The 15,147-nt window shown below is 74.1% G+C and carries 13 protein-coding genes; 9 read left to right on the forward strand and 4 right to left on the reverse strand.

What is annotated here, in order from left to right; genetic code table 11:
* The first annotated feature begins 16 nt into the window (after positions 1 to 16).
* The 4 genes from BKA22_RS02325 (at position 17) to BKA22_RS02340 (ending at position 2,513) form a co-directional block, all read left to right on the forward strand.
* On the forward strand, positions 17 to 430 hold the full coding sequence (locus BKA22_RS02325; RefSeq protein ID WP_179561609.1) for a hydantoinase B/oxoprolinase family protein: 414 nt from the start codon (positions 17 to 19) through the stop codon (positions 428 to 430).
* Between the two features lie 133 nt (positions 431 to 563).
* The gene (locus BKA22_RS02330; RefSeq protein ID WP_146951272.1) at positions 564 to 1,205 is read left to right on the forward strand and encodes a zinc-ribbon domain-containing protein; all 642 of its coding nucleotides are present in this window, start codon (positions 564 to 566) and stop codon (positions 1,203 to 1,205) included.
* Positions 1,202 to 1,684, forward strand: a complete 483-nt coding sequence (locus tag BKA22_RS02335; RefSeq protein ID WP_146951273.1) for a hypothetical protein — start codon at positions 1,202 to 1,204, stop codon at positions 1,682 to 1,684. The genes BKA22_RS02330 and BKA22_RS02335 overlap by 4 nt, the downstream gene beginning before the upstream one ends.
* A 4-nt stretch (positions 1,685 to 1,688) precedes the next feature.
* On the forward strand, positions 1,689 to 2,513 hold the full coding sequence (locus tag BKA22_RS02340) for an SDR family NAD(P)-dependent oxidoreductase (protein WP_146951274.1): 825 nt from the start codon (positions 1,689 to 1,691) through the stop codon (positions 2,511 to 2,513).
* 33 nt (positions 2,514 to 2,546) lie between these two features.
* Here BKA22_RS02340 and BKA22_RS02345 read toward each other — a convergent pair whose 3' ends face one another.
* Positions 2,547 to 4,973, reverse strand: a complete 2,427-nt coding sequence (locus tag BKA22_RS02345; RefSeq protein ID WP_146951275.1) for an MMPL family transporter — start codon at positions 4,971 to 4,973, stop codon at positions 2,547 to 2,549.
* Between the two features lie 146 nt (positions 4,974 to 5,119).
* Here BKA22_RS02345 and BKA22_RS02350 point away from each other — a divergent pair, with 146 nt between their 5' ends.
* Positions 5,120 to 5,707: a TetR/AcrR family transcriptional regulator gene (locus BKA22_RS02350; protein ID WP_179561610.1), complete on the forward strand. Its 588-nt coding sequence runs from the start codon at positions 5,120 to 5,122 to the stop codon at positions 5,705 to 5,707.
* A 79-nt stretch (positions 5,708 to 5,786) separates the two neighbouring features.
* Here the strand turns inward: BKA22_RS02350 and BKA22_RS02355 are convergent, their stop codons facing one another.
* A complete protein-coding gene (locus tag BKA22_RS02355) occupies positions 5,787 to 6,359 on the reverse strand; it encodes a hypothetical protein (protein ID WP_146951277.1) in 573 nt (190 codons plus the stop codon).
* A gap of 152 nt (positions 6,360 to 6,511) precedes the next feature.
* Positions 6,512 to 7,099: a GtrA family protein gene (locus BKA22_RS02360; RefSeq protein ID WP_179561611.1), complete on the reverse strand. Its 588-nt coding sequence runs from the start codon at positions 7,097 to 7,099 to the stop codon at positions 6,512 to 6,514.
* A 304-nt stretch (positions 7,100 to 7,403) separates the two neighbouring features.
* On the opposite strand from BKA22_RS02360, the gene BKA22_RS02365 reads away from it, so the two are divergent.
* From BKA22_RS02365 to BKA22_RS02380, 4 genes are all read left to right on the forward strand, one after another.
* On the forward strand, positions 7,404 to 9,851 hold the full coding sequence (locus BKA22_RS02365; protein ID WP_146951279.1) for a lysylphosphatidylglycerol synthase transmembrane domain-containing protein: 2,448 nt from the start codon (positions 7,404 to 7,406) through the stop codon (positions 9,849 to 9,851).
* A gap of 48 nt (positions 9,852 to 9,899) precedes the next feature.
* Positions 9,900 to 11,933 (forward strand): alpha/beta-hydrolase family protein, encoded by a 2,034-nt coding sequence (locus BKA22_RS02370; protein WP_146951280.1) that lies wholly within the window; start codon positions 9,900 to 9,902, stop codon positions 11,931 to 11,933.
* A gap of 67 nt (positions 11,934 to 12,000) precedes the next feature.
* The gene (locus BKA22_RS02375) at positions 12,001 to 12,363 is read left to right on the forward strand and encodes a PadR family transcriptional regulator (protein WP_146951281.1); all 363 of its coding nucleotides are present in this window, start codon (positions 12,001 to 12,003) and stop codon (positions 12,361 to 12,363) included.
* A complete protein-coding gene (locus BKA22_RS02380; RefSeq protein ID WP_218866484.1) occupies positions 12,363 to 13,703 on the forward strand; it encodes a permease prefix domain 1-containing protein in 1,341 nt (446 codons plus the stop codon). Before BKA22_RS02375 ends, BKA22_RS02380 begins: the two co-directional genes overlap by 1 nt.
* A gap of 44 nt (positions 13,704 to 13,747) precedes the next feature.
* Here the strand turns inward: BKA22_RS02380 and BKA22_RS02385 are convergent, their stop codons facing one another.
* A complete protein-coding gene (locus tag BKA22_RS02385) occupies positions 13,748 to 15,127 on the reverse strand; it encodes a pyridoxal phosphate-dependent decarboxylase family protein (protein ID WP_146951535.1) in 1,380 nt (459 codons plus the stop codon).
* Positions 15,128 to 15,147 lie beyond the last annotated feature (20 nt).

Raw genomic sequence — 15,147 nt, forward strand, 5'->3', positions numbered from 1 at the left:
GTCGAGGAGGAGCCCGATGTCCACCACCCCCGCCCGGCGCGCGTTGCTGCTTGTCACCGCCGCGTCCGCACTGACGACGGCCGCGTGCTCGGGCGCCGACGGCGCCGTCAGCACCGACCGGCAGGACCCCGCCGACCACCCGGACGGGACGTACACCGCCACCGGCTGGTACGACGACGGCGCAGCATCGCTCGAGGTCACCGTCACGCTCGCGGCCGACGCGATCACGGCGGTCGACGTGACGCCGACGGCGACCGACCCCGCGGTGCTCGACGAGCAGGTGCGCTTCGCCGAGGACATCGGGCAGATCGTCCTCGGCGTGGACATCGACACGGTCGAGGTGGGGTGGGTCGCCGGCTCGAGCGCGACACCGCGGGGGTTCAACGACGCGCTCCGGCAGATCAAGGAGCAGGCCACCGACGTCGGGTGACCACCCAGGCGGCCCGCGGCTGGTCCGACCCGACGATCGTGGGGCCCTACCCGCGCATTCGGCCACGCGGACGGTCCGGACCGTGCCACGATGCGTCCCGTCGTCGTCAACGAGGGGAAACGAGGGGAGCAGCGTGTTCATCATCTGGGGTTGGCGAGCGGTCATGGAGGTGCTGGGGCTGGGGCTGTTCCACTGCCCGACCTGCCAGCAGGACCGCGAGTACCGGCACGTGCGGCCGCGCCGCTGGTTCACGCTCTTCTTCGTCCCGGTGATCCCGCTGCAGCGACTCGAGCCGTTCGTCGAGTGCACGACCTGCAAGGGCACGTACCGCGAGGCCGTGCTCGAGATCCCGACCACCGAGCAGCTCGAGCACCAGCTCGGCCTGGCCACCCGGGCGGCCCTGGCCCACGTGGTCGCCTCGGCAGGGAGCACGCCGCGCGCCACCGAGGAGGCAATCCGCCGCATCGGCGCAGCGCCCGGGGTCGGCACGTACGACGAGGCCCGCCTGCTCGTCGACATCGCGGCGTTCACCGACCGGGCCACGGCCCAGCGGTACGTCGCCACGGCCGCCCGGCACCTGAGCCCGGCCGGTCGCGAGGACTTCGCCCGTCGGTTGCTGGGCCTGGCCGAGGCCTGGGGTCCCGACGGTGCGCCGGTCACCGACCCGCCGATCGACGCCCTCGCCGCCGCGCTTGAGCTCAGCCCCGCGCACCTGGCCGGCATCCGGCAGCACGCGAGCACCGGCAGCACCGGCAGCACGGACGGTGCCGCGTGATCCCCGTCGCCCCTCCTGTCCCCGCCACCGCCGCGCCGGGTGCCGGCACGTCCTTCCAGGCGCCTCCGGGCTGGGACGTCCCCCGAGGGTTCGACCCTCGCCGCGGGCACCTGGTCGACCCGGCCTGGCCGGCCGCACCCGCCGACTGGCAGTTCTGGGGCCCGTCCCCCCGACCGCGCGGCTTCCTGCCCTGGGTCCGGCGCGTGGGGTGGGGACCTCTCGTGCTCGGCACGATCCTGCTGCTCGTGGTGGTCGCCGTCGCGACGACCGACGACACCACGAGCTCCCAGGGCTCCGGTGTCGGCTCGTGCTGGTCCGCGCAGACCCCGACGTCGGAGTACTTCAGCATCGAGTGCGACTCGCCGGACGCGCAGTACCAGGTCGTGAGCGAGGTCGGCTCGGCGGAGGACTGCGGCACGTCGAGCGACGGGTACTTCGAGGTGGGCGACATCGTGCAGTGCCTGCGCGAGGTGGGCTGAGCGGATGGCCGGGAAGACCGTCGTGCTCACCGGTGCCAGCGACGGCATCGGTGCGGCTGCCGCCCGTCGCCTCGTCGCCGCGGGCGAGCAGGTCGTGCTGGTGGGCCGTTCGCCCGAGAAGACCGCCGCGGTGGCGGCCGCGCTGGGTGTGCCGTCGCACGTGGCCGACTTCGCCGACCTCGCGCAGGTCCGCCGGCTGGCCGCCGAGCTCCTGGAGGCCTACCCGCGGATCGATGTGCTCGCCAACAACGCCGGCGGGATCTTGGGCGCCCGAGCGCTGAGCGTCGACGGGTTCGAGACGACGTTCCAGGTGAACCACCTGGCCCCGTTCCTGCTCACGCACCTGCTGATGGGGACGCTGGTCGCGAGCTCGGCGACGGTGATCCAGACCTCGAGCGTCGCGGCGCGCACGTTCAGCGGGCTCGACCTGGACGACCTGCAGAACGAGCGCGCCTACACCCCGCACAAGGCGTACGGGGACGCCAAGCTGGCCAACGTCCTGTTCACCCGGGAGCTGCACCGGCGGTTCGCCGACCAGGGCCTGGCTTCTGCGGCCTTCCACCCCGGCATGGTCGCGACGAACTTCGCGAACGAGACCACCAGCTGGTTCCGGTTCGTCTACCGCACCCCGCTCGCCCGGCTCGCGCTCGTCACGCCGGACAAGGGTGCCGACTGCCTGGTCTGGCTCGCCGAGGGCACCCCGGGCAGCACCTGGACGTCCGGCGGGTACTACGAACGCTGCCGCCCGGCCGCGACCTCGCCCCGCGCGGACGACCCGAAGCTGGCCCGCGGGCTGTGGGAGCGCAGCGAGCGGCTGCTCGGCCTCTGACGTGTACGACCCGACTCCTCCGGCGCCGCGCGGTCAGACGGCGTGGTGGCGACGCTCCAGGGCCGCACCCTCGACGTCGACGTTCGGCACCACGCGGTCGAGCCACCGGGGCATCCACCACGCCGCGCCGCCCAGCAGGTGCATCGCCGCCGGCACCAGCAGAATGCGCACCACGAACGCGTCGACCAGCACGCCGAACGCCAGGCCGAACCCGAGCGAGCGGATGATCGCCGACTCGGAGAACACGAACCCGCTGAACACCGCGACCATGATCAGCCCGGCCGCCAGCACGACCGTCCGGCCGGCGCGGAAGCCCCGGGACACCGCCTCCCGCGCGCTCGCCCCGTGCACGAACGCCTCGCGCATGCCCGAGACGAGGAACAGCTGGTAGTCCATGGCCAGGCCGAACAGGATCCCGACGAGGATGATCGGCAGGAAGCTGAGGATCGTGCCGGGGTCGTGCACGCCGAACACCGGTCCCAGCCACCCCCACTGGAACACCGCGACGAGCCCGCCGTAGGTCGCGGCCAACGAGAGCATGAACCCGGCCGTGGCGACCACGGGCACGAGCACCGACCGGAACGCGATCATCATGATGACCAGCGACAGCCCCACGACGACCGCCAGGTAGAGCGGCAGCACGTCGGCGAGCTTGACGGAGATGTCGATGTTGCCGCTGGCCTGGCCGGCGACCCCCAGGCTCGTCCCGTCCGGCAGCGGGGACAGCGCGCGCAGCTCCTCGACGAGCGTCTGGGTCGACTCGCTGTCAGGGCCGTCGAGCGGCACGACCTGGAACGCGAGCACCGACCGGTCGGCGGACGCGGCCACCGGGGCGACCGCCGCGACGTCGGCCACGGCGGCCAGCTGCGTGGCGATCTCCGCCTGGGCGGCCGTGAGGGCCTCCTCGGCCGGGGCGTCGACGACCTCGGCGACGACGAGCAGCGGCCCGTTGGCGCCCGCTCCGAACGCGTCGCGCGTCGTCGTGTACGCGCGGTACTGCGTGGACTCCACGGGTTCGGCCGACCCGTCCGGCAGACCCAGGCGCATCGAGGCGGACGGGATCGCCAGCACCCCGAGGGCGGCCACCCCGAGCACGAGCGTGGCCACGGCACGGCGGGTCCGCATGGGCCGCGCCCCGGCCGCGACGGGCGTCACGGGCGCGGCGGCCGCCACCGGTTCCCGCTCGCGGCGCGGCAGCACCCGGCGGCCGACGAGCGCGAGCATCGCGGGCGTCAGCGTGATCGCGACGAGGATCGCCACACCGACGCAGATCGCCCCGACCGTGCCCATGAGGCCGAGGAACGGCACCCCCGTGACGTTGAGGGCGAGCAGCGCGATCAGCACCGTGCTCCCGGCGAAGACGACCGCGTTGCCCGAGGTGCCGTTGGCCAGCCCGATCGACTCCTCGAGGTCGACGCCCAGACGTAGCTGCACCCGGTGCCGGTTGATGATGAACAGCGAGTAGTCGATGCCGACGGCCAGCCCGAGCATGACGCCGAGCACGAGCGTCACCGAGGCCATGTCGACGAGCCCGGACAGCGCGAGCGAGGCCAGCACGCCCACGGCGACCCCGACGAGCGCGGACACGATGGGCAGCCCGGCCCCGACGAACGTGCCGAGCATGACGAGCAGGACGACGCCGGCGAGCAGCACGCCCACGGCCTCCCCCACACCGATGACCTGCGGCACCTCCTGCGAGATGGTGCCCGAGAAGTCCGCCGCGACGCCGTCGACCGGGCGGTCCTCGACCGTCTGCATGACCGCGGCCTTGACCTCGTCGGGCAGCGTGAGCTGCGTGGCGTCGAACGCGACGGTGGACAGCGCGGCGCTGCCGTCCTCGGAGACCAGGCGGATGCCGCCGGCCAGGTCGAGGAGCGTGGCCGCGGTGGACAGCTGGGCGCTGCGCGCCTCGAGCTCCTGGGCACCGGCGTCGAGCTGGGCCTGCTGGGCGTCGACCTGGGCGCCCGCCTCGGTCGCGGCGGCCCCGGCGAGACCGGACTGCGCGACCTGCGCGCGTGCGGCGTCGAGCTGGGCCTGCGCGGTCGTCAGCTCGTCGCGGGCCTGCGCGAGCTGCGCCTGGCCGTCGGCGACCTGGGCGGTCTGCGTGTCGATCTGCGCCTGGGTCGCGAACGGGTCGGTCGCGGCGACCACGTGGTCGACCTGGCCGAGCGCCGCGACGACCTCGGCGACCTGGGCGCGCTGGGCGTCGGTGAACGCGCTGCCGCCCTGCGTGTGGAACACGATCGTGCCCGAGGCGCCGGCGAGGTCGGGCAGCTCGCGCGCGAGCTGGTCGGTGACCTGGGCGGTCGGGGTCCCGGGGATGTCGAAGCTCGTGGTCAGCGGGCCGCGCCCGACCGCGAACACCAGGCCCGCCAGCGCGATCACGGCGAGCCAGACGACGACGACCGTCCGTGCCCTGCGGGCGCAGGCCCGCCCCCACCGGTACAGGACCTCGGCCACGGGCGTCTCCTTCGGACCGCGCACACGTGCGCGACGGCGGCAGGCCCGTGACGTGCGTCCGTGACCGTGCGTCGGCGGCGCCGACGGGACGACAAAGTAATACGAGACGGTCCGTTTCTCAAAAGACCGCCGCTAGCATGCGGTCCGTGGAAGCCCCCAGACGCCGCGGTCGCACGCGCTCCGACAGCGCGCGCCTGGCGGTGCTCGAGGCGACCCGCTCGCTCATCGCCGAGCTCGGGTACGAACGGCTCTCGATCGAGCGCATCGCCGCCCGGGCCGGGGTCGGCAAGCAGACGATCTACCGCTGGTGGCCGTCCAAGAGCGCCGTCATCGCCGAGGGGCTGCTCGAAGGCATGCTCATGCCCGGGCCGTTCGAGTGCCCCCGCACGGACGACGTCGTCGCCGACGTCACCGCCTGGTTCGTCGCGATCGTGCGCGGCACCCGCGACCCGGACACCGCCTCGCTGCTGCGCTCGCTCGTCGCCGCGGCCTCCGAGAGCCGCGACGTCGCTGCCCGGCTCGAGGAGCGCGTCGGCGGGGCACCCCTCGCCGTCGAGGAGCGACTGCAGGCCGCCGTGCACGAGGGTGCGATGCACCCGCAGACACCGGTCACGCTGCTGACCGAAGGGCTCATCGGCGTGCTGGTGCTGCGCGCGCTGCGTCGCGAGGAGCTCGGCGAGCAGGAGGCTGCGGACGTCGTCGCAGCGATGCTCACCTCGTCACTGACCGGCTGAGCGCCGGGCCATCTCACGATCTCGGTGAGACGGCGAGCCACGGAAGACGGGCTGATCGGCACCGTCGGCTGCATCGCCGCTACTCGGGAGCGGCGGGAGCGATGAGCGCGAGTGCGTCGATGTAGTGGCTCGAGAACTCCAGGCGGGTCACCTCGTCGAGAGACCACTTCGACGGACCGTCGTCGCGCCATTCGGCCTCGGGGGTCACCTCCAGGAAGTGCACCTTCCGCTTGGTGTACCGCACCGGCTTGCCGACGAAGCACATGTCCGGGTCCTCGGCCTCGATGTAGAGGTTGACGAGGGGGGACAGCTCGGCGCTGGTGCGGAAGAGCTCAGCCGTGTCGTCGAGGTCGACCTCGACCGGGGTCGGCGGCCATTGCCCCCGTGCGGCGAGTGCTCGTCCGACGAACGTGTCCGGGCCGCCGCGCTCCTCGACCTTCGTGATGTCGACGAGCCGCACCGAGACGTAGCCGTCCAGCTCGATGAAGTTCGGGTCAAGTCGAGCGAGCAGCACCCAGGTGTCGCCGACACCCAGGACGAAGCCCTCCAGTCTCTCGGCCCGTCGCAGGCCCCGGACGACACGCACCAGCGTCTGCCGAGCGGCCGCCTCACCCAGGCGTCGTTGCACGTGAGCGTCTCGGGCCTTCGGCATGGGGAGAGTATGGCGGGCGTTCACCTCGTGCTGCCGTCAACGCGTGCCACTGCGATCCCTGAACGACGCCGCCCTTCGGCGGGGCCACGAGGGCAGGGTCGAAGGCCGGACATGCCCGCACGTCTTCGGCCCGCGCGAGGGGGGCCGCCGGGTCAGGCGGCGGCGGTGCCCCGCGCACCCAGCGTGCGGCGCAGCGCCAGGAAGTTGCCCAGCCCGACTGCGGCGGTGGTCGCGTAGACCACGAGGACGCTGCTCAGGTGGCTGGCACCCGGCGCGATCACGTGCCACCAGGACAACGCCGCACTGGTGGCCAGGAACCCGGCCAACGCGGTCATCGTCCCCACGCCGTGCCCGCGCACCCACGAACGCTTGGTGGCGTGGGCGAACGTGAACCGCCGGTGCATCTCGTTGGCCACCAGCGTCGAGACGGCCGTGGCCAGCACGTGCAGGAAGGCCGGGCCGCGGTGCGTCAGGTCCCCGACCAGCAGGAACACGAGCCCGTAGGAGCCGTTCGCCGCCAGCCCGACCACCGCGAAGCGCGCGAACGCGCGGGCGTCGGCGGCCCGGAAGCCGGCCAGTCGGCCGAGCCGGAGGAGGCCGCCTGCCGGCGACCCGTGGAACCGCGCACCGACGACGGGCAGCACGAGGGTGTCGAGGGCGTCGAGTCCCCCTGCACGAGAAGGACCGAGGGGTGGGAGGACGTCGACGCGGGGACCACCGTCCGATGTGCGCACTCGCACGTCGACCACCATCCGGGGAACCTCTCTGCCGGCTTCTGGAACGCCCTGTCAGCGCCGATCGTGACGGGCCCCCCGGCCGGCGACCGCACCCGTCTTCCAGGCGATCGGTCACCGTCATCGTCCACTCGGTCCGCAGATGCTACCGGGCGTGCATGACGCGGGAACCATCTTCCGAGATCTCTCACCCCACGACCCGGGTCGAAGGACCCTCGTCCTCCGTCGCGCCGTGCGACCCGCTCGCCGTGCCGGGCACGGGTGCCGGTGCCATGCTGGCGCCGACCCGTCGGTGCGCCCGGGAGGTTCGATGGCGGTCAGGCGGGACCCGTCACGCCCCCCCACGGCCGGGCTCGTGCGCCTCTGGTCGTCGGCTGCGGACGCCCCGCGGCTGCGACGACCGACCGACGTGCTGCTGCTCGCGGCCTCGGTGCTCACGCTCGGGCTGCTGGCGCTGGCGGCACCCGGGCCGACCGATGCCGACCGCGCGCTCGACACGCTGCTCGCCCACCTCGAACCGCTGCTCGGCCGCGTGTGGAGCCTCGCCTACGCGTTCCTCGCGCTGTGGGCCGCCGCGGTCGTGCTGCTCACCGTCGTGAGCCGGGGCCGCCGCGGACTGCTCGTGGACCAGGCGACAGCCGCCGCGCTGGCCCTGGGTGCCGCACTCGGCACGGGCGCGCTCGCCGGGACCGCCCCCGCCGACGGCCTCGACGGCCTGCTGCGCTCCGGGCCGCCCGCGGTGTACGTCGCCACGCGGGTCGCCGTCATCACGGCGGTCGTCGTGACCGCCTCGCCGCACCTGGCCCGACCTTGGCGGTACACCGGCCGGTTCGTCGTCGGCGTCGGGGCCCTGGCGGCGATCGGTCTCGGGGCGACGCACCTCATCGGGGCGGGTGCGGCCATCGCCGTGGGCGTCGGCGCGGCCGCCCTCACCCATCTCGCGCTCGGCTCACCGCAGGGGCGGCTCACGCCGGACCAGGTCCGGGTCGCGCTCGCGGACCTCGGGGTCGTCACCACGCAGGTGACGGCCGCCCCGCGCGAGGTCGGCGGGCGGACGCTCCTGGTCGCGCGGACCGACCGGGGAGCGGACCTGCGGGTCGAGGTGTTCGGCCGCGACGCGTGGGACAGCCAGGTGGTCGGATCCCTGTGGACGGCACTGACCCGTCGCGGGGAACGCCCCCACCTGGGCAGCAGCCGACGCACCCGTGTCGAGCACGAGGCGCTGATGACCCTCATGGCCGCCCGGTCCGGCGTGCCGGTGCTCGACGTGATCGCGGTCGGGCTGGCGGCGCAGGGCGACGCCCTGCTGGTGACGAGCGCGCCGAGCGCGTCCCTCGACGAGCTCGGCGCGGCGCGGGCGGACGACGACCTGCTCTCCGGCGCGTGGCGGACGGTCCTCGCGCTGCACGGCGTCGGGACCGCGCACGGCCGCATCGACGGTCGGTCCGTCGTCGTCCGGGCCGACGGCACCGCGGCGCTGACCGACCTCGACTCCGCCGTCCTCAACGCCGAGGAGGGCGAGCTGCACACCGACCGGGCCCGGCTGCTCGTCACGACGGCACTCGTGGTCGGCCCGGAGCGGGCCTTGCACGCGGCGGTCGCGGCGGTCGGGGCCGACGGGCTCGCGCAGGTCCTGCCGTACCTGCAGCCGGCGGCGCTCGGACGCGAGACCCGCGGCGCCGTGCGGGCCGCCGAGTGGTCGCTGGAGGACCTGCGGTCCGCGGCCGTCGTCGCGACCGGCGTGCAGGCGCCTCCGCTGGAGCGCCTGCGCCGTGTCACGCCGAGGTCGATCGGGACGCTGGCCCTCGTCGGGCTGATCGCCTACCTGGTCGTCACGCTGCTGGCAGGCGCCGACCTGGCGAGCGTGGCCGAGGCGCTGCGCTCGGCGGACCCGGCCTGGCTGGTCGCCGCGCTGCTGCTCTCGCCGTTCATCCAGGCCTCGCTCGCGGTCTCGACGATGGGGTCGACCACCGCACGCCTGCGCTACGTGCCGGTGCTCATGCTGCAGTACGCGATCGGGTTCCTCGCGCTCGTGCTCCCGGCGACCGCCGCGCGGCTGGCGCTCGAGGTCCGCTTCTTCCAACGGTTCGGGATCGCCGCGGGAACCGCCCTGACGTTCGGCGTCATCGACAGCGTCAGCGGTTTCACCGTGCAGGTCGCACTGGTGCTGCTGATCCTGGTCAGCGGGTTGCCGGGCTTCACCTCGAGCCTCGGGACCGGCTCGGACACCTCCTCCGGGACGAGCGAGGCGGCGGACCCCTCGCTCGTCGCCGTGCTGGTCGCCCTGGTCCTCCTCGGCGCGGTCGTCACCGTGGCGGTCCCCCGGCTGCGTCGCGGTCTCGTCGGCCAGGTGCCCCGGGTCCGGGCCGCGCTGGCCGAGCAGGCCCGTTCGGCGCACTCGGCGCTCGGCGTGCTGCGCAAGCCCGCGAAGCTCGGCGCGATGCTCGGCGGGAACCTGGGGGCCCAGCTGCTGCAGGCCGCCGTGCTGGCCCTGTGCCTGCACGCGTTCGGGCAGACCGCGCACTTCTCGCAGCTCGTGCTGATCAACACCGCGGTGAGCCTGTTCGCCGGGGTCATGCCCGTCCCGGGCGGCATGGGCGTCGCCGAGGCCGGCTTCACGCTCGGGTTGCAGGCCATCGGCGTCCCGAGCGCGATCGCCGTGTCCACCGCGATCACGTTCCGGCTCGTCACGTTCTACCTGCCACCGATCTGGGGCTCGGCCGCGATGCGGTGGCTGCGCCGGCACGAGTACGTCTAGCGGCACCGACCGAGGAGAGGCGATCCGACAGTGAAGACGATCCTGCGCATGAGCGAGGCCCGCCGGCGGCAGATCTACTCCGGGGGCCTGGACGTCTCGGCGCGCGCCGGCCTCCTGCTCGGCGCGTACGGCACGGGCCTGTCGTACCAGCCGAACCTGCTGTCCCGGGGCACCCGGGACCAGGCCGTGATCGGCGGTGTCGCGGCCGCGACCGCGTACGGCTGGGGGGTGACCGCGCACTCGTTCCTGCGCTCGACCGCCGACCGGTTCCCGCTGTCCTCGCGGTCCGCGGCCGGACGTGTCGCGGCAGGCGCAGCGGTCGACGCCGCGGCCGCACTGACCGGGCTGGCGGTGGCCCGGCTCGTGCCCCCGCGCGAGCACGAGTCGCCGCGCCGCGCGCTCGTCCGGCTCGCGGGCGTGGGTCTGTGCGCCGCGGGCACGGCAGGCACGGTCGCCGACGGCCTGGAGCTCGGCCGCGGACGTCCCGGTGCCCGGGCGGCGTCGTTGCTGACCGCGCTGGGCGCCGTGGGCGTCGGGTACGCGATGACGCGACCGGGCACCGCGACGCGCGGATCGCTCGAACCGGGCGACGACGTCCCGCGCGAGGACGTCGTGCGCGAGGTCGCTCTGCCGCGCGCGCTCGCCTCGGGCCTGGCGGTGACCGGCCTGCTCATGGGGGCGGCCCGCGGCGAGTCCCTGATCACCGGTACGGCCGCACGGGCGGCGGCGCTCACGCTCGGCGGCGCCCCCGACGACCACCGGGCCCTCGGGCGGCTGGCGTCGACCGGCGCGCTGTACGGGCTCGGCTGGGGTCTGGTCTCCGCGGCGACCACGGTGCTGAACCGTGCCGGTACCGGGCTCGAGGAAGCGCACGCCGAGCCGCCCGAGGTGACCGAGGTGACGGGCGGACCGGGGTCGTTGTCCACGTGGGACGACCAGACCCGGGAGTCGCGCCGCTGGCTGTCGATGGCGCTGAGCCCCGAGACGATCACCCGAGTCATGGGCGAGCCGGCGATCCAGCCGATCCGCGTGTACGGATCGCTCGCCGCGGCTCGTACACCGCAGGAGCGCGCCGACCTGCTGCTCGCGGAGATCGACCGCACGGGGGCGCTCGACCGGTCGGTGCTCGCCCTGTTCTCGCCGACAGGCTCGGGGTACGTCAACTACGTGGCGAGCGAGACGCTGGAGTACCTGACCCGGGGTGACTGCGCGTCGGCGAGCATCCAGTACTCGGTGCTGCCCTCGGCACTGTCGTTGACGAAGGTGGGGTACGCGACCGACCAGACCCGGATCGTCGTGAACGGGGTCGTCGAGCGGCTGCTCGCCCGGCCGGCGGCCGCACGGCCCCGGTTCTACCTGTTCGGCGAGAGCCTGGGCTCGCAGGTCAGCCAGGAGATGTTCCGCGGGCAGGGCACGAGCGGGCCGGACGGCATCGGGCTCGACGCGGCGGTGTGGATCGGCACGCCCGCCTCGACCGACTTCCGCGCCGAGCTGTGGGGCACCCGGACGGTGACCCAGGTGCCGGAGGTGGGTCCCGGCGGCTTCTTCCTGCCGCGCGGGATCCGCGACTGGCGCGCGCTGCCCGACGACGTCCGGGCGCAGGTGCGCTTCCTGCTGCTGCAGAACGGTGACGACCCGGTGCCGAAGTTCGCCGCCCCGCTGCTCTGGCGCCGTCCCGACTGGCTGGGGCCCACGGACTCGCGGCCGCCGGGGGCACCGCGGCACACCCGGTGGCTGCCCGCGGTCTCGTTCGTCACGACGTTCGTCGACCTGCAGAACGCGCTCGCACCCACGCCTGGCGTGTTCGACCAGGGTGGTCACGACTACCGGCGGGAGATCCCGGAGACGCTGCGCACGGTGTTCGACCTGGAGGCGACCGACGAGCAGATGGCCCGGGTGCAGGAGGCGCTGCGCACGCGTGAGCTCGTGTGGGCGGTGCGCCGCCTGTGGGCCAAGGCCCTGGCCGCGTCCTCGACGGGCGACGAGCAGGCGCTGGCGGGGGCGGTCGCCCAGGTCTCGGCGTGGACGGGCCGCGAGCTCGACCGGGAGGCCGTCGAGGAGTTGGTGCGCACACCGGTGTGACGAGCCGCTTGCCATACCTAGAACCGCGAGGGTTAGATACCTCGTAGATCTAGGTAGAGGAGACGTCGTGCGCATCGACAAGGACCTGGTGGCCGCCTCGGCCACCCCGCTCGTGCTGGGGATCCTGGCGGACGGCGACCTGTACGGCTACGCGATCCTCAAACGCGTCGGCGAGCTGTCCGGCGGACGCATGCAGTGGACCGACGGCATGCTCTACCCGCTGCTGCACCGGCTCGAACGGCTCGGCTACGTCTCCTCCTCGTGGGGAACCTCCGACGTCGGGCGCAAGCGCAAGCACTACGCGATCACACCGACCGGCCGCGAGGTGCTCACCGACCGCCAGGAGCAGTGGACCGTCGTCGCCGACGCGTTACGGCAGGTCTGGCAGTCCACGCAACGACCGCCGCTGACCGTCGAGGGGTGGGCGTGATGGACACCGACCTCGAGACCCAGATCGACCTGTGGCGCGGCTACGTCCAGCGCCGCCAGGCCATCTCCCCCGCCGACGTCGACGAGCTCGAGGACCACCTGCGCGGCCAGGTCGGCGACCTGCGGGCGACCGGGCTCGACGACGAGGAGGCCTTCCTCATCGCCATCAAGCGGCTCGGCGACCTCGACGCGATCTCCCGCGAGTACGCCCGTGAGCACCACGAACGACTCTGGAAGCAGCTCGTGCTCGTCCCCGACGGCACCGCGTCGGCCGGCACCCCGGGGTGGCACGAGCTCGCGGTCGTCCTCGCGCTCGCCGTCGGCGCCGGGCTGGCCGTCAAGGCCGGGATCACCTGGGTCGACGACGCGGTGCTCACCCGCACGATCGGGCTGCTCGTCGCACCGTTCCTCGTGGGGTACTTCGCCTGGAAGCGCCGGCTGGCCGCCCGGACGGTCGCGGCGCTCGCCGTGCCGTACGTCGTGCTCGCCGTCGTGCTGACCGCCTACCCCTTCGCCGTCGACGGGTCGACCGCGGTCCTGGCCGCGCTGCACGCACCCGTCGTCCTGTGGGTGCTCGTCGCCGTCGCGTACGCGGGAGGCCGATGGCGCTCCGACGCCCGCCGCATGGACGTCGTCCGGTTCACCGGCGAGCTCGCGATCTACCTCACGCTGCTCGCCCTGGGCGGCGGCGTCCTCCTCGGGCTCACGACCGCGGTCCTCTCGGTCGTCGACATCGACCTCGAACCCGTCATGTCGGGCTGGGTGCTGCCGTTCGCCGTCCCCGGCGCCCTCGTCGTGGCCGCCTGGCTGGTCGAGGCCAAGAAGGACGTCGTGGAGAACATCGCCCCCGTCCTGACCCGCGTCTTCACGCCGCTGACGATCCTCATGCTGCTCGCCGTCCTCGGGGCGCTCGCCAGCGCCGGCGGGCTCGTCGAGGTCGACCGCGACCTGCTCATCGTCATGGACGCGATCCTCGTGCTGGTCCTGGCGCTGCTGCTCTACTCGATCTCCGCGCGCGACCCGCTCGCCGCCCCCGGGCTGTTCGACGCCCTGCAGCTCGTGCTCGTCATCGCGGCGATCGCGGTCGACGCCGTGCTGCTGACCGCGATGACGGCCCGGATCGCCGAGTTCGGCTCGAGCCCGAACAAGGTCGCCGCGCTCGGGCTCAACCTGCTGCTGCTCGTGCACCTGGTCCGGGCCGCGTGGCTCACGCTCGCGTTCCTGCGTCGCCGGTGCGGCTTCGCCGACCTCGAGCGCTGGCAGACGCGCTACCTGCCCGTCTACGCGGTGTGGGCCGCGGTCGTCGTCGTGGTGTTCCCGCCCGTCTTCGGCTTCGTCTGACCGGGCCGGGCCCGGCGGCGGATGGCCGGGGGGCGGCGGAAGCGTCAGACCGCCTCCGCCGCCCGCCGGACCGCTGCCACCGCCCGCTCGACGTCGGCGTCCGTCGTGGCCGCGTTGCTCACCGAGACCCGCAGCACGTCCCGGTCGCGCCAGTGCGACCCGGACATCCAGGTCTCGCCGTCGGCGAGCACCCGGGCGGTGACCCGCCTGGTCCGCTCGTCGTCCTCGAAGGCCACCGACACCTGGGTGAACACCACGTCGTTGAGCACCTGCACGCCCTCGATCCCGGCCAGCCCGTCCGCGATCGCGCGCGCGTGCGCGACGAGGCCGTCGACCAGCTCGGCCACCCCCGAGCGCCCGAGCGCGCGCAGCGCGGCCCACACCGGCAGGCCGCGCGCCCGCCGGGACATCTCCGGGGTCTTCTCCACCGGGTCGGCCGCCTCCTGGAAGTCGGCCAGGTAGGCCGCGTGCACCCCCATCGCGCGGCGCAGCGGCTGCGGGTCGGCGACCACGGCGATGCCGCAGTCGTACGGCACGTTGAGGGTCTTGTGCGCGTCCGTCGCCCACGAGTCGGCACCGGCCAGCCCGGCGGTCATCGGTGCCAGGGCTGGTGACGCCGCGGCCCACAGCCCGAACGCCCCGTCCACGTGCACCCACGCTCCGTGCGCGTGCGCCGCGGCGACCGCCCCGGTCATCGGGTCGCAGGCCCCCGAGTGGATGTTCCCGGCCTGCAGGCACACGATCGTCGGCCCCTCGCCCGCCGCGAGCGCGGCACCGAGCGCCACCGGGTCGATCCGCCCCTGGTCGTCGACCGCGACCGGCTCGGGCACCCCGAGGCCCAGGTACCGCAACGCCAGGTCGACGCTGACGTGCCGCTCGGCCCCGACCAGCACCCGCACGTGCGGACCACCGGCGAGCCCGCGCTCCTCGACGTCCCAGCCCACCGCGCGCAGCACCCGGTCGCGGGCCGCGGCCTGGCACGTGAGGTTCGCCGAGGTCGCGCCCGTGACGAAGCCGACGTCCGACCCAGAGGGCAGCCCGAGCAGGTCGAGCAGCCACCCGCCGGCCACGTCCTCGAGCGCCGCAGGCCCCGGAGACATCGCGCGCATGCCGACGTTCTGGTCCCAGGCGCTGACCAGCCAGTCGGCGGCGAGCGGCGCGGGCTGCGTACCCCCGACGACCCAGCCGAAGAACCGCCCGGAGGCGAAGGTCATGAGCCCGGGCTCGGCAAGCGCCGCCAGCTCGTCGATCACGACGTCGGCAGGTGTGGGCCCCTCGGGCAGGGGCGCCGCGACGGCGCGGGCAGCCTCCGCGGGCGAGGAGCGCGGTGGCACGCGTCGGTCTCCCGCACCTGCGAGCCAGCGCTGCGCGTGCACGGTGGCGCGCGCCAGAGCCGGCCCGAAGACGTCCTCGTCCGCATCCATGCCGTCCGTCCTCACCTCGT

It is taken from the genome of Cellulomonas soli, from assembly GCF_013409305.1.
Taxonomy (GTDB): domain Bacteria; phylum Actinomycetota; class Actinomycetes; order Actinomycetales; family Cellulomonadaceae; genus Cellulomonas; species Cellulomonas soli.

Coding starts and splice junctions, on each gene's coding strand:
- BKA22_RS02325 (WP_179561609.1), top strand. CDS start 17: ATGTCCACCACCCCCGCCCGGCGCGCGTTGCTGCTTGTCACCGCCGCG.
- BKA22_RS02340 (WP_146951274.1), top strand. CDS start 1,689: ATGGCCGGGAAGACCGTCGTGCTCACCGGTGCCAGCGACGGCATCGGT.
- BKA22_RS02355 (WP_146951277.1), bottom strand. CDS start 6,359: ATGCCGAAGGCCCGAGACGCTCACGTGCAACGACGCCTGGGTGAGGCG.
- BKA22_RS02365 (WP_146951279.1), top strand. CDS start 7,404: ATGGCGGTCAGGCGGGACCCGTCACGCCCCCCCACGGCCGGGCTCGTG.
- BKA22_RS02370 (WP_146951280.1), top strand. CDS start 9,900: ATGAGCGAGGCCCGCCGGCGGCAGATCTACTCCGGGGGCCTGGACGTC.
- BKA22_RS02380 (WP_218866484.1), top strand. CDS start 12,363: ATGGACACCGACCTCGAGACCCAGATCGACCTGTGGCGCGGCTACGTC.
- BKA22_RS02385 (WP_146951535.1), bottom strand. CDS start 15,127: ATGGATGCGGACGAGGACGTCTTCGGGCCGGCTCTGGCGCGCGCCACC.